Genomic DNA, 16138 nt, shown 5'->3' on the forward strand with positions numbered 1-16138 from the left:
ATGTTGAATAATGTAGAATTATTCAAAATTGTCGAATTTTTAATATAATATATTATATCATAGTTAAAGTTTGTATTAATGTAAATATTTTGTATCACTAACTATACCTTACACTTCTTTGCCTATTCACTATAGAACAAAACAAAAGACTAACTCTTAAAGTATAGTCACTCGATATAATCAATATCATCAATGGACTATATCGAGCAAACAATGCTCTTCTCGTGAGTTAGTCTCTTGTTTATTTACAAATATGGACTGTCATTAAATGCTTTTAAACGTTGCCATCTTCTTTCTACCTCATCTTCAAACTCGCTAAGCATCTCACTATTTTCTTCCTTTAATAGATGCTTAGTTTTACCCATAAATTTCAACCAATCTGTTAATGGAATTCGCTTTTTCTTCGTTTCTGGATTATATGTTATTGTTGTTTCTCCACGTTCAATTTCATAAAGCGGGAAAAAGCAAGAGTGAACAGCTGCTTCCATAATTTTCTGACCGAAACGATCCTCAGACTTCCAATTTAGAGGACATGTGATTAAAATCTTCCCATAAACTGTGCCAACATTTTGTGCATACCATTGTGCTTTTGCAGCCTTTTTTACCAAATCTTGCGGAAATGCTTCTGTACCAGTGAAGACATATGGAATATTAGTAGCAGCCATTATTTGAGCGGTATCCTTATGATGAAATGCTTTACCACTTTGTATTTTACCTACACCTGTAGTACTCGTCATATGACCCAAAGGTGTTGAATAGGACATTTGTGATCCTGTATTCATATACCCTTCATTATCATATTCCAGCATAATTATTTTATGGTTACGTAGAGCGGTCCCTATTGCAGATCCCATTCCAATATCCATACCTCCATCACCTGTAACCATTACGAATGTTAAATCATCTGCAACATCGATCTCTCCACGTCTTTTCATTTCGAAGAAGGCTTCTGCTGTACCTGATAGAGTTGCTGGGCCATTTTGGAATAAATTATGAATCATTGTTTGCTTATGTGAGCTATAAGGGTATGCCGTAGTTACTACATACGCACAACCGGTTTGAAATAAGACAACAATGTCGCCTTCAATGCCTTTAAAGAACAACTCTAATCCAGAAAAAATCCCACAACCTGGACATGCACCATGCCCTGATGCTATACGTTTTGGCTTACTAGTTAATGCTCTTAATGGTGGGATTTTAACTTTTAATTTATTCGTTTCTGCATCTTCAGTTACTTTAATGAGTCCTGATTTAAACGTTTCACCGTGCATTGGTTTTATCGCTTGCTTAAGTGAGTCTTCTGGATATCCTTTTATATGTCCGTAGTAATCGAATACTTTATCGGCATATCCTTTTTCTACCGCAGAAATTGCCTCATTAAAGAAAGCCTCTGCATCGTCAACAAAAAAATCCTTCCCACCAACTCCAAACACACGACTCAGTACAATCGTATCATTATCCCTATCTTCTTGGAGGGCTGATTTCACCTCATGCGTGATATTTGGTCCATTAGCTCCGTAAGAATCAGCTCGTTCACCTACTAAAAGCGCTTTTACACCTCTCAATGCATGCTTAACCTCTTCTGTAGGAAACGGCCGAATCATATTTGGACTAATTACCCCAGCTTTAACACCTTTACTACGAAGCTTATCCACTGTATCCTTTGCTGTTTCAGCAGCAGAATTTAATAGAAATAATGCCACTTCTGCATCTTCCATTTTATATAAATCTAGTATAGGGTATTCTCTCCCTGATAACTTTGCATACTCACAAGTAATTTGTTTATATACTTCTGATGAGTTATAAAGCGCTTCTGATTGCTGGTAGTTATTATTTATTAAGTCATCACCATTCATATGTGCACCAATTGTAACTGGGTTATGTAAATCAACTGCTCGTGGATAATCAGTAGGACATTCTCCAACAAACTCTTGCACAACATTCCTATCTTTAAAATACTCTACCTTTCTTTTTTGGTGAGAAGTAAAGAAACCATCATATGCAACAATTACAGGCAACCTCACATCAGCATGCTCGGCAATTTTCAGCGCGATCATATTCATGTCGTACACTGCCTGAGGACTTCTAGCCGTTAATATAACCCACCCTGTGTTTAAGGCATAATATAAGTCAGAATGGTCGCCTCTAATATCAAGCGGCCCACTTACAGAACGTGTTACGAGATTCATAACCATAGGGAAACGAGTTCCAGATTGTACTGGTAATTGTTCAATCATATATAATAATCCATTGGCGCTCGTTGCATTAAAAACTCTGGCTCCAGCAACAGCTGCCCCATAGCATATTCCTGCTGAACCATGCTCACCATCAGCAGGTATTAGCTGGATGTCATGTTCTCCCCTTGATCTCATTTGATCTAAATATTGAGCAACTTCTGTTGACGGCGTTATTGGGAAATACCCCATTATATGATAGTTAATTTGTGCAGCAGCCATTGCGGCCATTTCATTTCCTGATTCAAACGTGACGACTTGCTCAGCTCTATTAGCTTCATTTACTTTTTCTTCAATCATTGCCACTATAAAACACCTCCTGATACTAATGGGAATTTATGCTTTACTTGATTCTTTTCAGCGAAACCAATCTCTTCTCTCAAATCTGCTAATGCAGAAGTAGGACAAGCTTCGACACATTTAAGGCACCCCTTACAATATTGATAATCAATTCCTTTAAGAAACATTTGCACTCGACCACGTTTGTCTTCACCTTTTTCCCATACAAAGCAAAAATCTGGACAAACTGTATCACAAGCAGCACAATTTATACATTTATCTTGGTCAAATTGAGGTAAGAAACCTTGTCGAGAACCACTTAGATCTTTAAAAATACTATTTGCATTAGCGGTAATTATTCCTCCGGAAGTTTGTGTATCATACCCTAGTTTTGCTTCTAATCTAGTAAACTGTTTTTCAACTACTTCGCCTGGGACATCGTAGGTCTTAAACTGTACTTGCGCATATCCACGATTAAATGTTCGAATATTCGGTTCTACTAAATGTGGATATTTATTTTCAAATGTCTTTCGAATAACGTCACGCATAGCGTCTGCATCTAAGAAATCGCATATTCTAAACAATGCACCAAGCATAGCAGTATTGACCTTTGTTTTTTCTTCAACTGCTATTCCAAGAGCATCAACAATCGCCAATGTTCCATATTTAAGTTGTAAATCACCTTTAACAGCATCAAACTCTCGAACTGAATTAACTAATACGATTCCATCCGAAGCCAATCCACTGACCACATCGACCATTTTATATAATGCTTCATGAAAAACTCCGATGACATGCGGCTGTTCGATCGGACTATGTGCTCTAATTTCTGTATCTGGATCACAAAAACGAACGAATCCTTTTACAGGCGAACCTTTTTTTTCTGAGCCGTACGAGGAAAAGTTGGAACCGTTCAATCCAAGCCCTAGCACACCTGCTTCTGCTAGCATTTTTCCAGCTAAATTAGCCCCAAGACCTCCTATTGATTCTAATCTAATTTCATAAAAACCAAGTTCATTTTTCTTTGGTAGTATTGACATTACATCACCCCTAATCTTTGTTAATGTATTCCCCTATATCTAATTGTAGTTTTTTATATGGTTTTTGACTGTGACAAAAGTCAAACATTTATTTATTTTTTGTAATACAATTTTTATCTTTTTAAGCAATTGCTGAATTTTAAATATTTGTAAACGCTAACATAATATGTAACAGTTTATTTTCTGTAATAATACAGTTGGAATTTCTTCACTAAAATTTTTATTTTTTTTCATGCAAATCTCATATAATTTGATAACTTATTTATTGTGAAAGGCTGTTTTCGCATTTATTGTTTCTTTTCGTAATTAGAGCTAAACACGCTTGTAACAAAGTTCGGGGCATGTTTTGCAATATAAATTATATAATACACACAAATATAAATGAAAAAAGCAACAAAGTTTACGAAAGAAACTTTGAGAATAGACTCTTTTCGTAAACTTTGTTGCTACCATTCCTAAACTAGGATTTAAAGATGACGTTTTATAGAAAATGATATTGTGTTTTCTAGTTATATACGTGGTTATTTATTAGCTAGGAAAAACAACAAGTTATCAGAGAACTACCTGCGAAAAAAATGAAAATTGCTCCTTATATGCAGATTTTGTATTAAAAACTAGCATTTTGTATTCTCTTTGTTACTTACTTGTAACTTTTATGTTTTTTGCTTATGTTATTATTTACGAATAGTAGAATTAATTTGGAGGAAACTAATGCTAAAAAATAAAAAACATCGAAAACTACTCATATACGTGACAATTCCTTTGTTGTTCCTCATATTAGCTGGTGGGGTATACGCATCCGTTCTATTTAATAAAGCACAAACAACTGCTGAAAAAGCACATAAAGAGCTTGACAGAGGTGAGCAATCAGAAAGACGTACTGATGGGGTGAATCCTAAATCAGACAATATTTCTATCTTATTAATGGGCGTTGACGACAGTGAAACTAGAAATATTGGAGACAGATTAGGTGAAGGACCACGAACTGATGCATTGTTACTAGCTACGTTTAACGAGAACAAGAAATCAGTTAAACTTGTGCACATCCCTAGAGATTCTTATGTTCCTTTACAATTTTATGATGGAGAAAAGCATCGAATTAATAGCGCATATCATTTTGGTTTAGCAGATGGCGCTGTGCAAACAGTAGAAGAATTATTTGATATACCTGTTGATTATTATGCTACTGTTAACTTCAACTCTTTCATGGATATAGTAGATTCCCTCAACGGGATAGAAGTTGATGTACCTGTTACATTTACAGAGCAGGATAGTCAAGACCGTTCAAAAGCTATCCACCTTGAAAAAGGATTACAAACACTAAACGGAGAAGAAGCTCTCGCCTTAGCAAGAACAAGGAAAATTGATACCGATGTGGAGAGAGGGAAACGACAACAGTTGATTTTAGAAGCTATAGTGAAAAAAGCTGCATCACTTGGTTCTATAACAAAATACGGCAATGTAATTGACGCAATTGGAGATAATATTATTACAAATTTGACATTTGATGAAATGTTATCCTTCTATGATTATGCGACGGGAGATGTAACGATAGAAACGTACACAGTGCCTGGTTATTCAAACGAACAATACGACTATATCGTTGATTATGATGCATTCGAAATAATAAGACAGGATTTAAAAGCACACTTAAATATTGAAACAACAAATATAGAGACTAACACTGCAGACAACCATTCACATGATGAAGTACAAAATAATAACTAACTTAATATAAGCTCTTTTCACAAACTTGTTGTTATTGAGACTAATTTAGGACAACAACAAATGAACTTATGAAAATGACCATATTTATAATGAGAAAAGATACCATGAACACTTGGGCTTAACGTAATTAGCAATGAGGAATGCGAAAATAGCCAAAGTAGAAAAGACCTCGAATGCTAAATTTATAAGTTATTAAATTCTTAGTAAGATGAATTTCAGTCAATGAAAAACAACAAAATAAGAGGGTCTAACTCAAATAGAGCTTAGACCCTTAAAAAATTATAACGACTTTAGTTCGTTAATTACTTCTGATGGTTCCATTCGTTTCGTATAATCAGGGTTAACAGAAGCTAATCTAATTTTCCCATTCTGATCGATTATAAATGTTGCTGGAACAGGTAATGACCAGTCACTATCGTTAAATTCTTCTAAGTTAATACCGAAACCTTTGTACACTTCAACTAAATATGTTGGTAATTCAAATAATAAATTATATTCCTTAATTACGTGAGAACCCACATCACTTAGGACTGGGTATGCAAGTTCATTTTTTTCCTTCATTGACAACGAATGATCTGGTGTTTGAGGACTAATAGCAATCAATTGCGCACCTAGAGCATTTATTTCCGGTAATGCTTGCTGATATGCCCTAAGTTCTAGATTGCAATAAGGACACCATTCACCTCTATAAAAAGTTAATATAACCGGCCCCTTTTGTAGTTGCTCATAAAGATTAAGTTCTTTTCCTGTTGGGTCAGACAAAGTAAAATCTGGAGCATGATCACCAATTTCTAATCCTTTTGCAATATCTGATTGAGCAAGGTCTGTAGTAGCCTGAACCATTTTATTTAAAACCTCTTCAGGCATTTTTTTTACTGCATTTTCGTTGTATGCCTTTAGTTGTTCTGCCAACGTTGTCAATATACTCACTCCTTTTAATAAATTCACTTTAATGATAACAAGTATCATCAATAGGTTAGGACTTTCTAAAGAACTAACAATATGATTTTCCTAACACTATTTTTTTATTCTATATCCACCTTCGATTTTTTTCTGTAAGCTTGCTTACAATTTATATTTTTTAAATTCATATCGTAATGCTCTTTTCGCAAACTTTGTTGCTATTGTTATCAAATTAGTACCAAAAAAGTAGTTTACATTGTTAGTTATCGTTGTAGAAAAGGTTTCACGAGCTTTAGCTGTGTACGTGTTTATTTCTTAAAACGAATAACAACCATCAATGCAAAAACAAGCTTTCGGACTGATTCTTTCAAGCAGCTTTCAACGATCGGATGGATGCTCAGCATACTTACGGAGTGAAATATATTTGTAATGCAACTTCACTAAAGTAACAAAAGAGCCTGTTCTTATCTTCAGACTCTTCTATTATGGCTAGATATCTTTTAATGTAAATATGATGCATCTGGTAACAATATGGGCTCAAACTAATTCTTTTTCAATAATATTTTGTACATTTGTTGCAAGATCATTGATCGTCATACCATCGTACTCTTCTTTTGAAATAGGTTTAGAAATAATTACTTCAACATTCGCTCCTTTAAGAATATTCTTGTTAGCTTCCATGATTTTATATGAGCCATTGATCGTAATTGGGACAATTGGCACGCCTGATTTAGTCGCTAACTTAAAGCTACCTGGTTTAAATTCACCTATAGCATTTCCTTTGCTTCGAGTTCCTTCAGGAAAAATAACAAGTGAATGTCCTTCTTTTAAATTGTTAATCCCTAAATTGATTGCCTTAACTGATTGACGAATATTCTTACGATCCATAAACACACATCTCATCAATAACATCCAATGAGAAATAATAGGATATTTTTTAATTTCCAATTTAGAAATAAACCCCATTTTTTTGTCTAGAAAACCTAATATAATAGGAATGTCAAAATTCCCTTGGTGATTACTTACGAAAAGAACAGGCTGATGATCTGGAATGTTTTCCTTACCTTTCACATTGATCGTTGAGCTTGTAAGATTGACTAATGTTCTAGACCACCGTCTTGTTTCTCTTAAAACGATTTGGTCTCTTTCTGAGTGCAATTCTCTTTTATCTAGCTGTCTCGCTTTTAGTAAGGCGGGGACAGTAAATAGTAAATGTAGCCAAAAATAGATAAACCATACGATTGTACGAATCATGTTGACACCATCCAGTTCTCATAAATTATAGAATTATCTTGCTCACGTCTATTTATATTAATGATAGTTTAATATTTTTTCAACTATAGACTACAATTGATTCGAATACATTGACATATTGTTAATAATGTTATACATTTGGTTTAAAAGTTTAAACGAAAGAACGAGGTGTCGTCATGAAGCAACATAAAGCAGAACCTCAAGATATTTTAGCAGTATTCCGTGAAGCGATCCCTGCCTTTCAAGTCCTTTCAGATAAAACACGACAAGATATCATACTTTTATTAGATGAACATGAAGAAACAGGGCTTAATGTAAATGAAATAGCTGAAAAGCTCCCATTATCCAGACCAGCAATTTCGCACCATTTAAAAAATTTAAAACAAGCTGGTCTTGTTGATGTTAGACAACACGGCACAGGTAATTATTACTACTTAACCCTTCTTCAAGCTGTAGAGCATATGAAGCATCTTATTTCATTACTGGAAAACAACTGTGAATTGAAATAAAAAGTATAGGGGGAATTTTACATGACTGAAATTAGCGATTTAGTAAAAAAACAAAAAAAGTTTTTTTTCACAGGTGAAACGAAAGATGTTACTTTCAGATTGAACGCCCTTAGCAAGTTGAAAAAGGCAATTCTTGAAAATGAACGTGGGATAACTACCGCATTAAAGACTGATTTAAACAAATCTGAAGCTGATACTTATATGTCTGAAATCGGCTTAGTATTATCTGAGATTTCAGTTATTCAAAAAGGCTTGAGGTCATGGGTTAAACCAAAAAGAGTTAAAACTCCTATTTCTCACTTTGGCGCATCAAGTTATCGATATGCTGAGCCTTACGGTGTTACCCTTACTATTGCTCCGTGGAATTACCCATTCCAACTAGCACTCACTCCTATCCTTGGTGCAATTGCTGGTGGAAATACTGTAATTTTAAAACCTTCAGAGTTAACACCGACTGTTTCAGCAATTTTAAAAGAACTGTTGTCTTCAACCTTTGATGAAGAGTATATAGCTGTAGTTGAGGGCGGAGTAGAAGAAAGTACACAACTTTTAAATGAACCCGTTGATTATATCTTCTTCACAGGTAGCGTCCCAGTTGGCAAAATTGTGATGGAAGCTGCATCAAAAAACTTAACTCCAGTAACTTTAGAACTTGGTGGCAAAAGTCCAGTTATTGTTGATGAAACGGCTGACTTAAAACTTGCAGCAAAACGAATTGTATGGGGTAAATTCTTTAATGCTGGGCAAACTTGTGTTGCTCCAGACTACATGCTCGTTCACCATAGTGTAAAAGACGAGCTCATTAATAATATGAGGAAAATAATCAATGAGTTTTATACTGATAATGCTCTAACTAATGAAGAATATACTCATATAGTCAATGAACGCCATTTTCAGCGGTTAGTAAAATATTTAAGTGACGGTAATATTATCGTTGGTGGAAATATAGATGAAGAATTGCATGCGATTGAACCTACCATTTTAGATCATATTACATGGGACGATTCAATAATGCAAGATGAAATATTCGGCCCAATACTACCTGTCATTGAATATAGTGATGCGAGTGAAGTGATTAACATGGTAAACGACCGACCGAAACCATTAGCCCTATATTTGTTTTCTAGCAATAAACAAGCTCAAGAGCACATCATTAACAACATCTCTTACGGTGGTGGATGTATTAACGATACGCTCTATCATCTAGCTTCTCCACACCTTCCATTCGGGGGCGTTGGAACTAGTGGTGTAGGTGCATATCATGGTAAACATAGTTTTAATACGTTCTCCCATTACAAAAGTGTTCTAAAACAAACGACTAAATTTGACATACCATTACGTTACCCAAATATGAAAAATGGACTAAAGCTTGCAAAAAAAATATTAAAATAAAAATTCTTGTAAATGAGGAAGGTGCTATTATATGTCTAATAACTTTGTATTAATTACTGGAGCTTCTGGTGGAATTGGCTTTGAATTAGCCCATCTATTTGCTAAAGATAATCATAACGTTCTACTTATCGCGCGAAATGAGCAAAAGTTAAATGATTTAGCAAACGACTTAATGAAAACCTACAATATTAAAGCAAAGGTACTTTCAAAAGACTTATCAAATCCTGAATCGCCACAGCAAATTTACGATTATTGTGAAAATGAAAAGATTGATGTTGAAGTCCTTGTAAACAACGCTGGATTTGGAAGTTTTGGGTTCTTTGCTGAAACGGATATCAACAAAGAATTGGAATTAATTCAAGTGAACATCACAGCACTTACTTATTTAACTAAACTGTTCTTACCTCAAATGGTCAATAGAAAATCTGGGAAAATATTAAATGTAGCATCAACAGCATCTTTTCAGCCCGGACCATATTTATCTAACTATTCGGCATCAAAAGCATATGTATTATCTCTTTCTGAGGCCATTGCAAATGAAGTAGAAGGTACTGGCGTATCAGTTAGTGTTCTTTGCCCTGGACCAACTGAAACTGGCTTTCAATCTGCTGCCGACATGGATCACTCGAAAAATTTCACTGGTGGCAAAGTGATGGACGTTAAGTCAGTAGCAATAGCAGGATATGAAGGTTTACAGAAGGGCAAGACGGTAATCATACCTGGTTTAATGAACCGTATTATGGCGACATCTGTTAGATTTGGACCTCGCAAACTTATTCCTAAAATTGTTCGACGCATGGTTGAACCAACTAAATAACATGAAGCAAGCTGTCTCAAATTTGAGACAGCTTTTCCTTTTAGATTTTTAGAAAGAACTTAATTTGACAAATAAATATAGGAAATTGACCGATAAAACTAATAATTTGACCCGTAAACACAGGAAATTGACTGATAAACTTTCAATTTGACCCATAAACATGTAAATTTGACCTATAAATTTGCTCGTGTTCATAAAATTCAGCTTATGTTTACCTTTTCACCCGCTGTTATAGATTGAAAACATGCATCGATGACTTTCATGTTTTTTAGGCTTTGCTCTCCGGTATACATAGGTTGCGATTTGTTCAATATACAATTAGAGAAATGTTCTATTTGCAGAACATATTGGTCTGCTTCATAGTACTCTACTCTAGACTCTTCTTGCTCATTTGATACGATTATTTTGCCTACGTTATTATATAAGTTAGGTGTAAATGCCCTCGGTAAAACCAGTTTGCCTTTCGTACCTACCATTTCATAATATGCGCTAAAAGACCTTTCAAAACTACAATCAAAAGAAACCATCACATCGTTTTGTAATTTTAATAGAGCATATGTTGACATATCTACATGATATTCTTCGTGTATATGGGCCTGAGCAAAAACTTCAATAGGTTCCGAATCTAATATGTACTGAATTGTATTGATGCAGTAGCTACCAACATCATACAAGCTCCCCCCTCCTAATTTAGGCACCATACGGATATTACCTTCAAGATCATTTAATGTAAATGAGAAGCTTGAACGCATTAGTTTAATGTCACCAATTTCACCAGATGCTATAATTTCTTTTGCTCTTTTATGTTGTGGATGAAATTGATACATAAATGCTTCCATAAAAATGACATTATTCTTCAGACATGCTTGGATGATATCCTTCATCTCCGAAGAATTCAGTGCTGCTGGTTTTTCACATAAAATATGTTTACCGTGTGTAGCAGCCTCCTTCACCCATTCTGCATGTAAACCATTAGGTAGAGGTATGTAAACAGCATCAACATTAGAATCTAATAATAAATCCTGATAGCTTTTATATACATTAGGTATGGCTAATGATTCAGCAACACTTTTCACTTGCTCATTGGCGCTAGCAATAGCAACTACTTCAGCATTAGTTGCTTTGTGAATCGCTGGAATAATGGCTGTTTGAGCTATATTTGCAGTACTTAGTATTCCCCATCTAATCTTTCTATGCATTCTCTCATCTCCTAAACTTTTATTTCTATTATAATAGAAAAATTAAAAGACTGTATGTGAATTGAATGTTTGTTTTTTTCATCTTTAAAGTACAACATATAACACCGTTAAATATTGGTTAGTGTTGCAACAATTAATACGATATGTGCATTAGAAAAAGAAAAAAATATATATAACATAAACTGCTTGTTTTTAGAATGCAATTTTCGGCTAAAATTATGATAGAATAAATCGACGTGTTATTGCTATAGCGAAAGTAAAAGGAGATAAAAAATCTAATGAATGTAGTTTTAAGTACATTAAATGCAAAATATATTCACACAAGCCTATCAATTAGATATTTAAAGGCATATGCTGAACCAGAGTATGATGTACAGCTTGCAGAATATACTATTAAAGACCCAGTAATGAATATCGTGACTGATATATATAGAAAAAAACCAGATGTAGTTGGTTTCAGTTGTTATATATGGAATATAGAAGAAACCATTAAAGTGATAAAAATGCTAAGAAAAATAAACCCAAAGCTTACAATCGTGTTAGGTGGTCCCGAAGTGACATATGATGTAAGTGAATGGTTAGATAAAATTCCTGAAGTTGATTTTATCGTCATCGGCGAAGGTGAAGAAACGTTTAAGCAATTACTTGACGAACTTAATTATGACAATAATTTCGAAAAAATTGATGGGATTGCTTACCGACAAGAAAAACAAAAAGTTATAAAGCGTCCACAAAAAAAGCTTGACCTAAAGTTATTGCCCTCACCTTTTCGTTTTGAAGAAGACAGGCTAAGTCTATCCAAGCGTGTAACCTATATTGAAACAAGCCGTGGCTGCCCTTTTAGTTGCCAATTTTGTCTCTCATCAATAGAAGTTGGGGTACGTTATTTTGATCGCGAAAAGGTAAAAGATGATATTCGTTATTTAATGGATAACGGTGCTAGAACAATAAAGTTTGTCGATCGAACCTTTAATATAAGTAGAAGTTATGCGATGGAGATGTTCAGATTTTTAATTGATGAGCATAAGCCAGGTACCGTGTTCCAATTTGAGATTACTGCTGACATTATGCGTCCTGAAGTCATTGAGTTTTTGAATCAAGAAGCACCACCTGGATTGTTCAGATTCGAAATAGGTGTTCAGTCAACAAATGATGCAACGAATGAGCTTGTCATGCGCAAGCAAAATTTCGAAAAACTGACACGTACTGTGACGATGGTTAAGGAAGGTGGTAAGATTGACCAGCACCTTGATCTAATTGCCGGCCTACCAGAAGAAAACTATGGATCATTCCGGAAGACTTTTAATGATGTTTTTGCTATGCGACCTGAAGAACTACAACTTGGCTTTTTGAAAATGCTACGAGGAACAGGTCTTCGACTAACAGCAAAGGACCACGGATATAAATATATGGACACTTCACCCTATGAAATTCTGGAGAATGATATTTTACCTTTCGACGACATTATGCGTATTAAACAAGTTGAAGACGTGTTAGAAAAATATTGGAATGACCATAGAATGGATCAAACGATTGAATTCCTTGTATCTAATAGCTATCCAACTCCATTTGACTTCTTTCAATTATTCGGTACGTATTGGGATGAACAAGGTTGGATAAGAATTGGACATCAATTGGAAGATTTATTTAAAAGGTTATATCAATTTTTGCACGAAACAAATGTAAAAGATTTGGACATCATTTCAGGATTAATGAAATATGATTACTTACGTAAGCAAAAGCATAAACCGCGTAAACCGTGGTGGAATGATTCATTAGAAAAACCAACTAGAGCAGCATATTATCGTGATATTGTTAACAACCCTCACGTTTTCGGACGTCAATTTACACATTTACAACTTAGTGAAAAAGATATACACAAGCATACCGTCATTGAAGAGCTTAATTTTAATCTTTCACACTATTTGTTATCAGAAAAAATTGTTCATGAGCAAACATTGTTATTAGTATATTTTGATCCATCGACAAACAAGACAAGTTACTTTACATCAACAATAGATAATATAACTAACACCAAATAAATTAACATAAGGTGGAGATGTCCCTCCACCTTTGAATAACAAGTTGCTACTCTTTGTCACAGTTCTTGTTTTTCGACTCAAGTGCCCCTTCATAGGGCTTCATTGCATTATAATCCCCTAACTCCCCACCAAACTCTTCACGTAATAAATCTTTAGACATCTTATGGTTTTGATCACCTGCGTGCTGTTTTTTCTGCATTCTTTTTCCCATGGAACTTTACTCCTCCTCTTGTCTTTGCTGATACCCTTTTTTAGAGTTTCTATTGGCCCCTTTTATTGGTTCCTCATAGTCAGCTTCAGCTGAAAATTCAGTATCAGGTAGACTTTCCTTTGGTGTAAAATTATTATTTCTTGCTGCATTATATTTTACTTTTCGTTTCATAACTATTCCTCCACATATACGCAAAGATTGAACTGCTTTTATTACTTCATGTTGATGGTATTTTTATATGCAATTAAAACGATTTCTTCGCCTTTTTCAGCTCTAAGCTCTTTTTCTACTTGCTGAACCTTCGTTAAATCTTCACTGTCAAGTTGAGCAAACGCAAAAGAATCATCCTTCATATTTTCACCTACCTGTACTCTTTAAATGATATGCTTCACCTTTTATCTTGTTCGAACGACCAAAAGGTATGCATGATAATTGAATTGTTCGCTCATAATAGCTCTAAAGGAGTATACTCTTTCAAGAAAACTAGATCATATTTTGAAGCTTCATTTCAAGTAATTGGAATATAATGCATATGAAGCACAAAAGCACATAAAAAACATTAATTTAAAGTTTAGTGATTTAGTGAGGTGTTAACATAAATGACTAAGAAAAATGAAAAGGAATCATCATCAATATTTGATGAAACTATGCCTCATCAAATAAATGCTCCAAACTTCAAAGGAACTGGCGAAAAATTGCAAGAACCATTTGTTAATAAGAATGGTGTAGTTATTGGGGATAGCCTGTATAATTCTCCAAACTCACCATTAAATCAATGGACTGACGATATCGACCCTGCCATAATGGCAGGCGATGACTGGGTACATCCTACTAATGATATAGGATGGAATACACCAGAAAATAGAGAATTAATTGAAGAAAAAAAGAAGCCAAATGGTGCACCTTTCATGCACCCAACAGAAGATGTCAGTTATGGTACAGATTAATTATCTTGTATAAGTCGCTAAGGGGGATATTTTATATCATTGAACTATACTTATTGGGAGTATTTCACAAATGATATTTATGATTTTCGCCCCTTTAGCTACTGTTAGCTTATTCGTTAAATTATTGTTATATACTATTCAAAATGTATGATTACAGGAATTTTATAAGGATAAATAGAAAATATCTCAAGATACCTTTATACAAAAATGTATTTATTTTCTTCTCCTAGTATAATTATTTTCAACTCGTATTATTTAACACTGTCACCTATATAACTTTTTCTTATTCTATAAGTAAATTCTTCACACCACCTTCTTAATGAAAAATCCATCTGTTATTTTCTACCTAATTAAATATACATCCTTCCTATTATTAAACAGCATTACTCTTAATAACTATAAAAGTTTCTGAAAATATTGAAATATAATAAAAATTATATTATATTAAGATTATCAACTTTATTACTATTCAATATTTTCGGTTAATTAATACGATTGAACTAGTTAATATTGTTGAAAAAAGATACATAAGGGGGAAAAAAATGAAAAAAAGATTTGGTATCTTCACAGTGTTTCTTTTATTAGTAGTTGGAATTATTGCTGGGTGCTCGGACGATGCATCAAGTGAAGAATCAAAATCAATACTTGATACAGTAAAAGACAGAGGAAAATTAGTTGCCGGGGTTAACGGAGAGTTACCTGGATTTGGGTTTGTAGGTACTGATGGTCAATATTCAGGCTTTGATGTTGACTTTGCTAAAGCAATTGCTGTAGCAGTTTTAGGGGATGCAAACGCGATTGAATTTCGCCCATTAACATCAGAGGAACGTTTCACAGCTGTCCAAACAGGTGAAGTTGATGTATTAGTTCGTAATACAACTTGGACGACAAACCGTGATTCAGAGGTTGGATTAAACTTTGCTCCAGTAACATTTTACGATGGTCAAGGTATTATCGTTCGTAAAGATAGTGGAATTAAAAGTTTAGAAGATTTACAAGGTGCTCGTATTTCCGTGGAACAAGGAACGACTACTGAGCTAAACTTAGCAGATGTGTTAGATGCAAATGGAATTGAATACGAGTCAATCGTTTTCGATACGCAAGATGCAGCTGTTCAAGCATACGAGGAAGGAACTGCTGACGCATACACTACTGATAAATCCGGATTAATCGCACGACAAGCAAACATGGCAAATCCTGACGAACACATCATTATAGATGAGACTTTATCAAAAGAACCGTTAGCTCCTGCTGTAATCGGTGGAGATGATACGTGGTTTGATATTGTAAAGTGGGTCACATTTGCAACGATGCGTGCTGAAGAATTAGGTGTTACTTCTGAAAATGTTGATGAAATGCTTAATAGTAATAACCCAGAAATACAACGTCTATTAGGTGCAGGTGAAAATAATTTAGGAGAGCAGTTAAAGCTTGACAATGATTTTGCTTACAAAGTAATTAAAGAAGTAGGAAATTACGGTGAGATTTTCGAACGTAATTTAGGTTCAGTTTTCGGATTAGAGCGCGGAATAAATGATATGTATACAAACGGTGGATTAATGTACTCCCCTCCGTTTCGCTAA

15 protein-coding genes are annotated in these 16138 nt (G+C 34.4%); 7 read left to right on the forward strand and 8 right to left on the reverse strand.

The genetic code is table 11. The features are described 5' to 3' along the window. Positions 1 to 245: 245 nt before the first annotated feature. Both V1503_RS01560 and V1503_RS01565 read right to left on the reverse strand, forming a co-directional pair. Complete coding sequence (locus tag V1503_RS01560; protein ID WP_410629364.1) at positions 246 to 2534, reverse strand: thiamine pyrophosphate-dependent enzyme; 2289 nt, start codon at positions 2532 to 2534, stop codon at positions 246 to 248. 5 nt (positions 2535 to 2539) lie between these two features. Beyond that, the gene (locus V1503_RS01565; protein WP_410624287.1) at positions 2540 to 3553 is read right to left on the reverse strand and encodes a 2-oxoacid:acceptor oxidoreductase family protein; all 1014 of its coding nucleotides are present in this window, start codon (positions 3551 to 3553) and stop codon (positions 2540 to 2542) included. Between the two features lie 711 nt (positions 3554 to 4264). Here V1503_RS01565 and V1503_RS01570 point away from each other — a divergent pair. After that, on the forward strand, positions 4265 to 5281 hold the full coding sequence (locus V1503_RS01570) for an LCP family protein (protein WP_410624289.1): 1017 nt from the start codon (positions 4265 to 4267) through the stop codon (positions 5279 to 5281). Positions 5282 to 5560: 279 nt separating this feature from the next. On the opposite strand, the gene V1503_RS01575 is transcribed toward V1503_RS01570, so the two are convergent. After that, positions 5561 to 6211 (reverse strand): peroxiredoxin-like family protein, encoded by a 651-nt coding sequence (locus V1503_RS01575; RefSeq protein ID WP_410629365.1) that lies wholly within the window; start codon positions 6209 to 6211, stop codon positions 5561 to 5563. Positions 6212 to 6721: 510 nt separating this feature from the next. Next, positions 6722 to 7438, reverse strand: coding sequence for a lysophospholipid acyltransferase family protein (locus tag V1503_RS01580; protein ID WP_410624291.1), 717 nt, complete (start codon positions 7436 to 7438; stop codon positions 6722 to 6724). Positions 7439 to 7614: 176 nt separating this feature from the next. Here V1503_RS01580 and V1503_RS01585 point away from each other — a divergent pair, with 176 nt between their 5' ends. From V1503_RS01585 to V1503_RS01595, 3 genes are read left to right on the forward strand one after another with little or no spacing between them, the layout of a single operon-like run. Beyond that, positions 7615 to 7947: an ArsR/SmtB family transcription factor gene (locus tag V1503_RS01585; RefSeq protein WP_214482084.1), complete on the forward strand. Its 333-nt coding sequence runs from the start codon at positions 7615 to 7617 to the stop codon at positions 7945 to 7947. Between the two features lie 21 nt (positions 7948 to 7968). Further along, positions 7969 to 9339, forward strand: coding sequence for an aldehyde dehydrogenase (locus V1503_RS01590; protein ID WP_410624293.1), 1371 nt, complete (start codon positions 7969 to 7971; stop codon positions 9337 to 9339). A gap of 31 nt (positions 9340 to 9370) precedes the next feature. Then, complete coding sequence (locus tag V1503_RS01595) at positions 9371 to 10156, forward strand: SDR family NAD(P)-dependent oxidoreductase (RefSeq protein ID WP_320257486.1); 786 nt, start codon at positions 9371 to 9373, stop codon at positions 10154 to 10156. A gap of 200 nt (positions 10157 to 10356) precedes the next feature. On the opposite strand, the gene V1503_RS01600 is transcribed toward V1503_RS01595, so the two are convergent. Then, on the reverse strand, positions 10357 to 11355 hold the full coding sequence (locus tag V1503_RS01600) for a Gfo/Idh/MocA family protein (RefSeq protein ID WP_410624296.1): 999 nt from the start codon (positions 11353 to 11355) through the stop codon (positions 10357 to 10359). 278 nt (positions 11356 to 11633) lie between these two features. Here V1503_RS01600 and V1503_RS01605 point away from each other — a divergent pair, with 278 nt between their 5' ends. Further along, positions 11634 to 13397, forward strand: coding sequence for a B12-binding domain-containing radical SAM protein (locus V1503_RS01605; RefSeq protein WP_410624298.1), 1764 nt, complete (start codon positions 11634 to 11636; stop codon positions 13395 to 13397). Between the two features lie 46 nt (positions 13398 to 13443). Here V1503_RS01605 and ykzE read toward each other — a convergent pair whose 3' ends face one another. The 3 genes from ykzE to V1503_RS01620 are packed head-to-tail and all read right to left on the reverse strand — an operon-like array spanning position 13444 to position 13961. Then, complete coding sequence (gene ykzE, locus V1503_RS01610) at positions 13444 to 13608, reverse strand: protein YkzE (protein ID WP_320209390.1); 165 nt, start codon at positions 13606 to 13608, stop codon at positions 13444 to 13446. Positions 13609 to 13614: 6 nt separating this feature from the next. After that, on the reverse strand, positions 13615 to 13779 hold the full coding sequence (gene ykzP, locus V1503_RS01615) for a protein YkzP (RefSeq protein WP_214482208.1): 165 nt from the start codon (positions 13777 to 13779) through the stop codon (positions 13615 to 13617). A gap of 41 nt (positions 13780 to 13820) precedes the next feature. Then, positions 13821 to 13961 carry a hypothetical protein gene (locus tag V1503_RS01620; RefSeq protein ID WP_410624300.1) on the reverse strand — a complete coding sequence of 47 codons (141 nt, stop codon included), beginning with the start codon at positions 13959 to 13961 and terminating at the stop codon, positions 13821 to 13823. Between the two features lie 246 nt (positions 13962 to 14207). Here V1503_RS01620 and V1503_RS01625 point away from each other — a divergent pair, with 246 nt between their 5' ends. After that, entirely contained in the window at positions 14208 to 14555 is a 348-nt protein-coding gene (locus tag V1503_RS01625; RefSeq protein ID WP_214482072.1) for a DUF3905 domain-containing protein, read from the forward strand. Between the two features lie 542 nt (positions 14556 to 15097). Then, a complete protein-coding gene (locus V1503_RS01630; protein ID WP_410624303.1) occupies positions 15098 to 16138 on the forward strand; it encodes an amino acid ABC transporter substrate-binding protein in 1041 nt (346 codons plus the stop codon).

The organism is Nanhaiella sioensis, from assembly GCF_046557775.1.
GTDB lineage: Bacteria > Bacillota > Bacilli > Bacillales > SM2101 > Nanhaiella > Nanhaiella sioensis.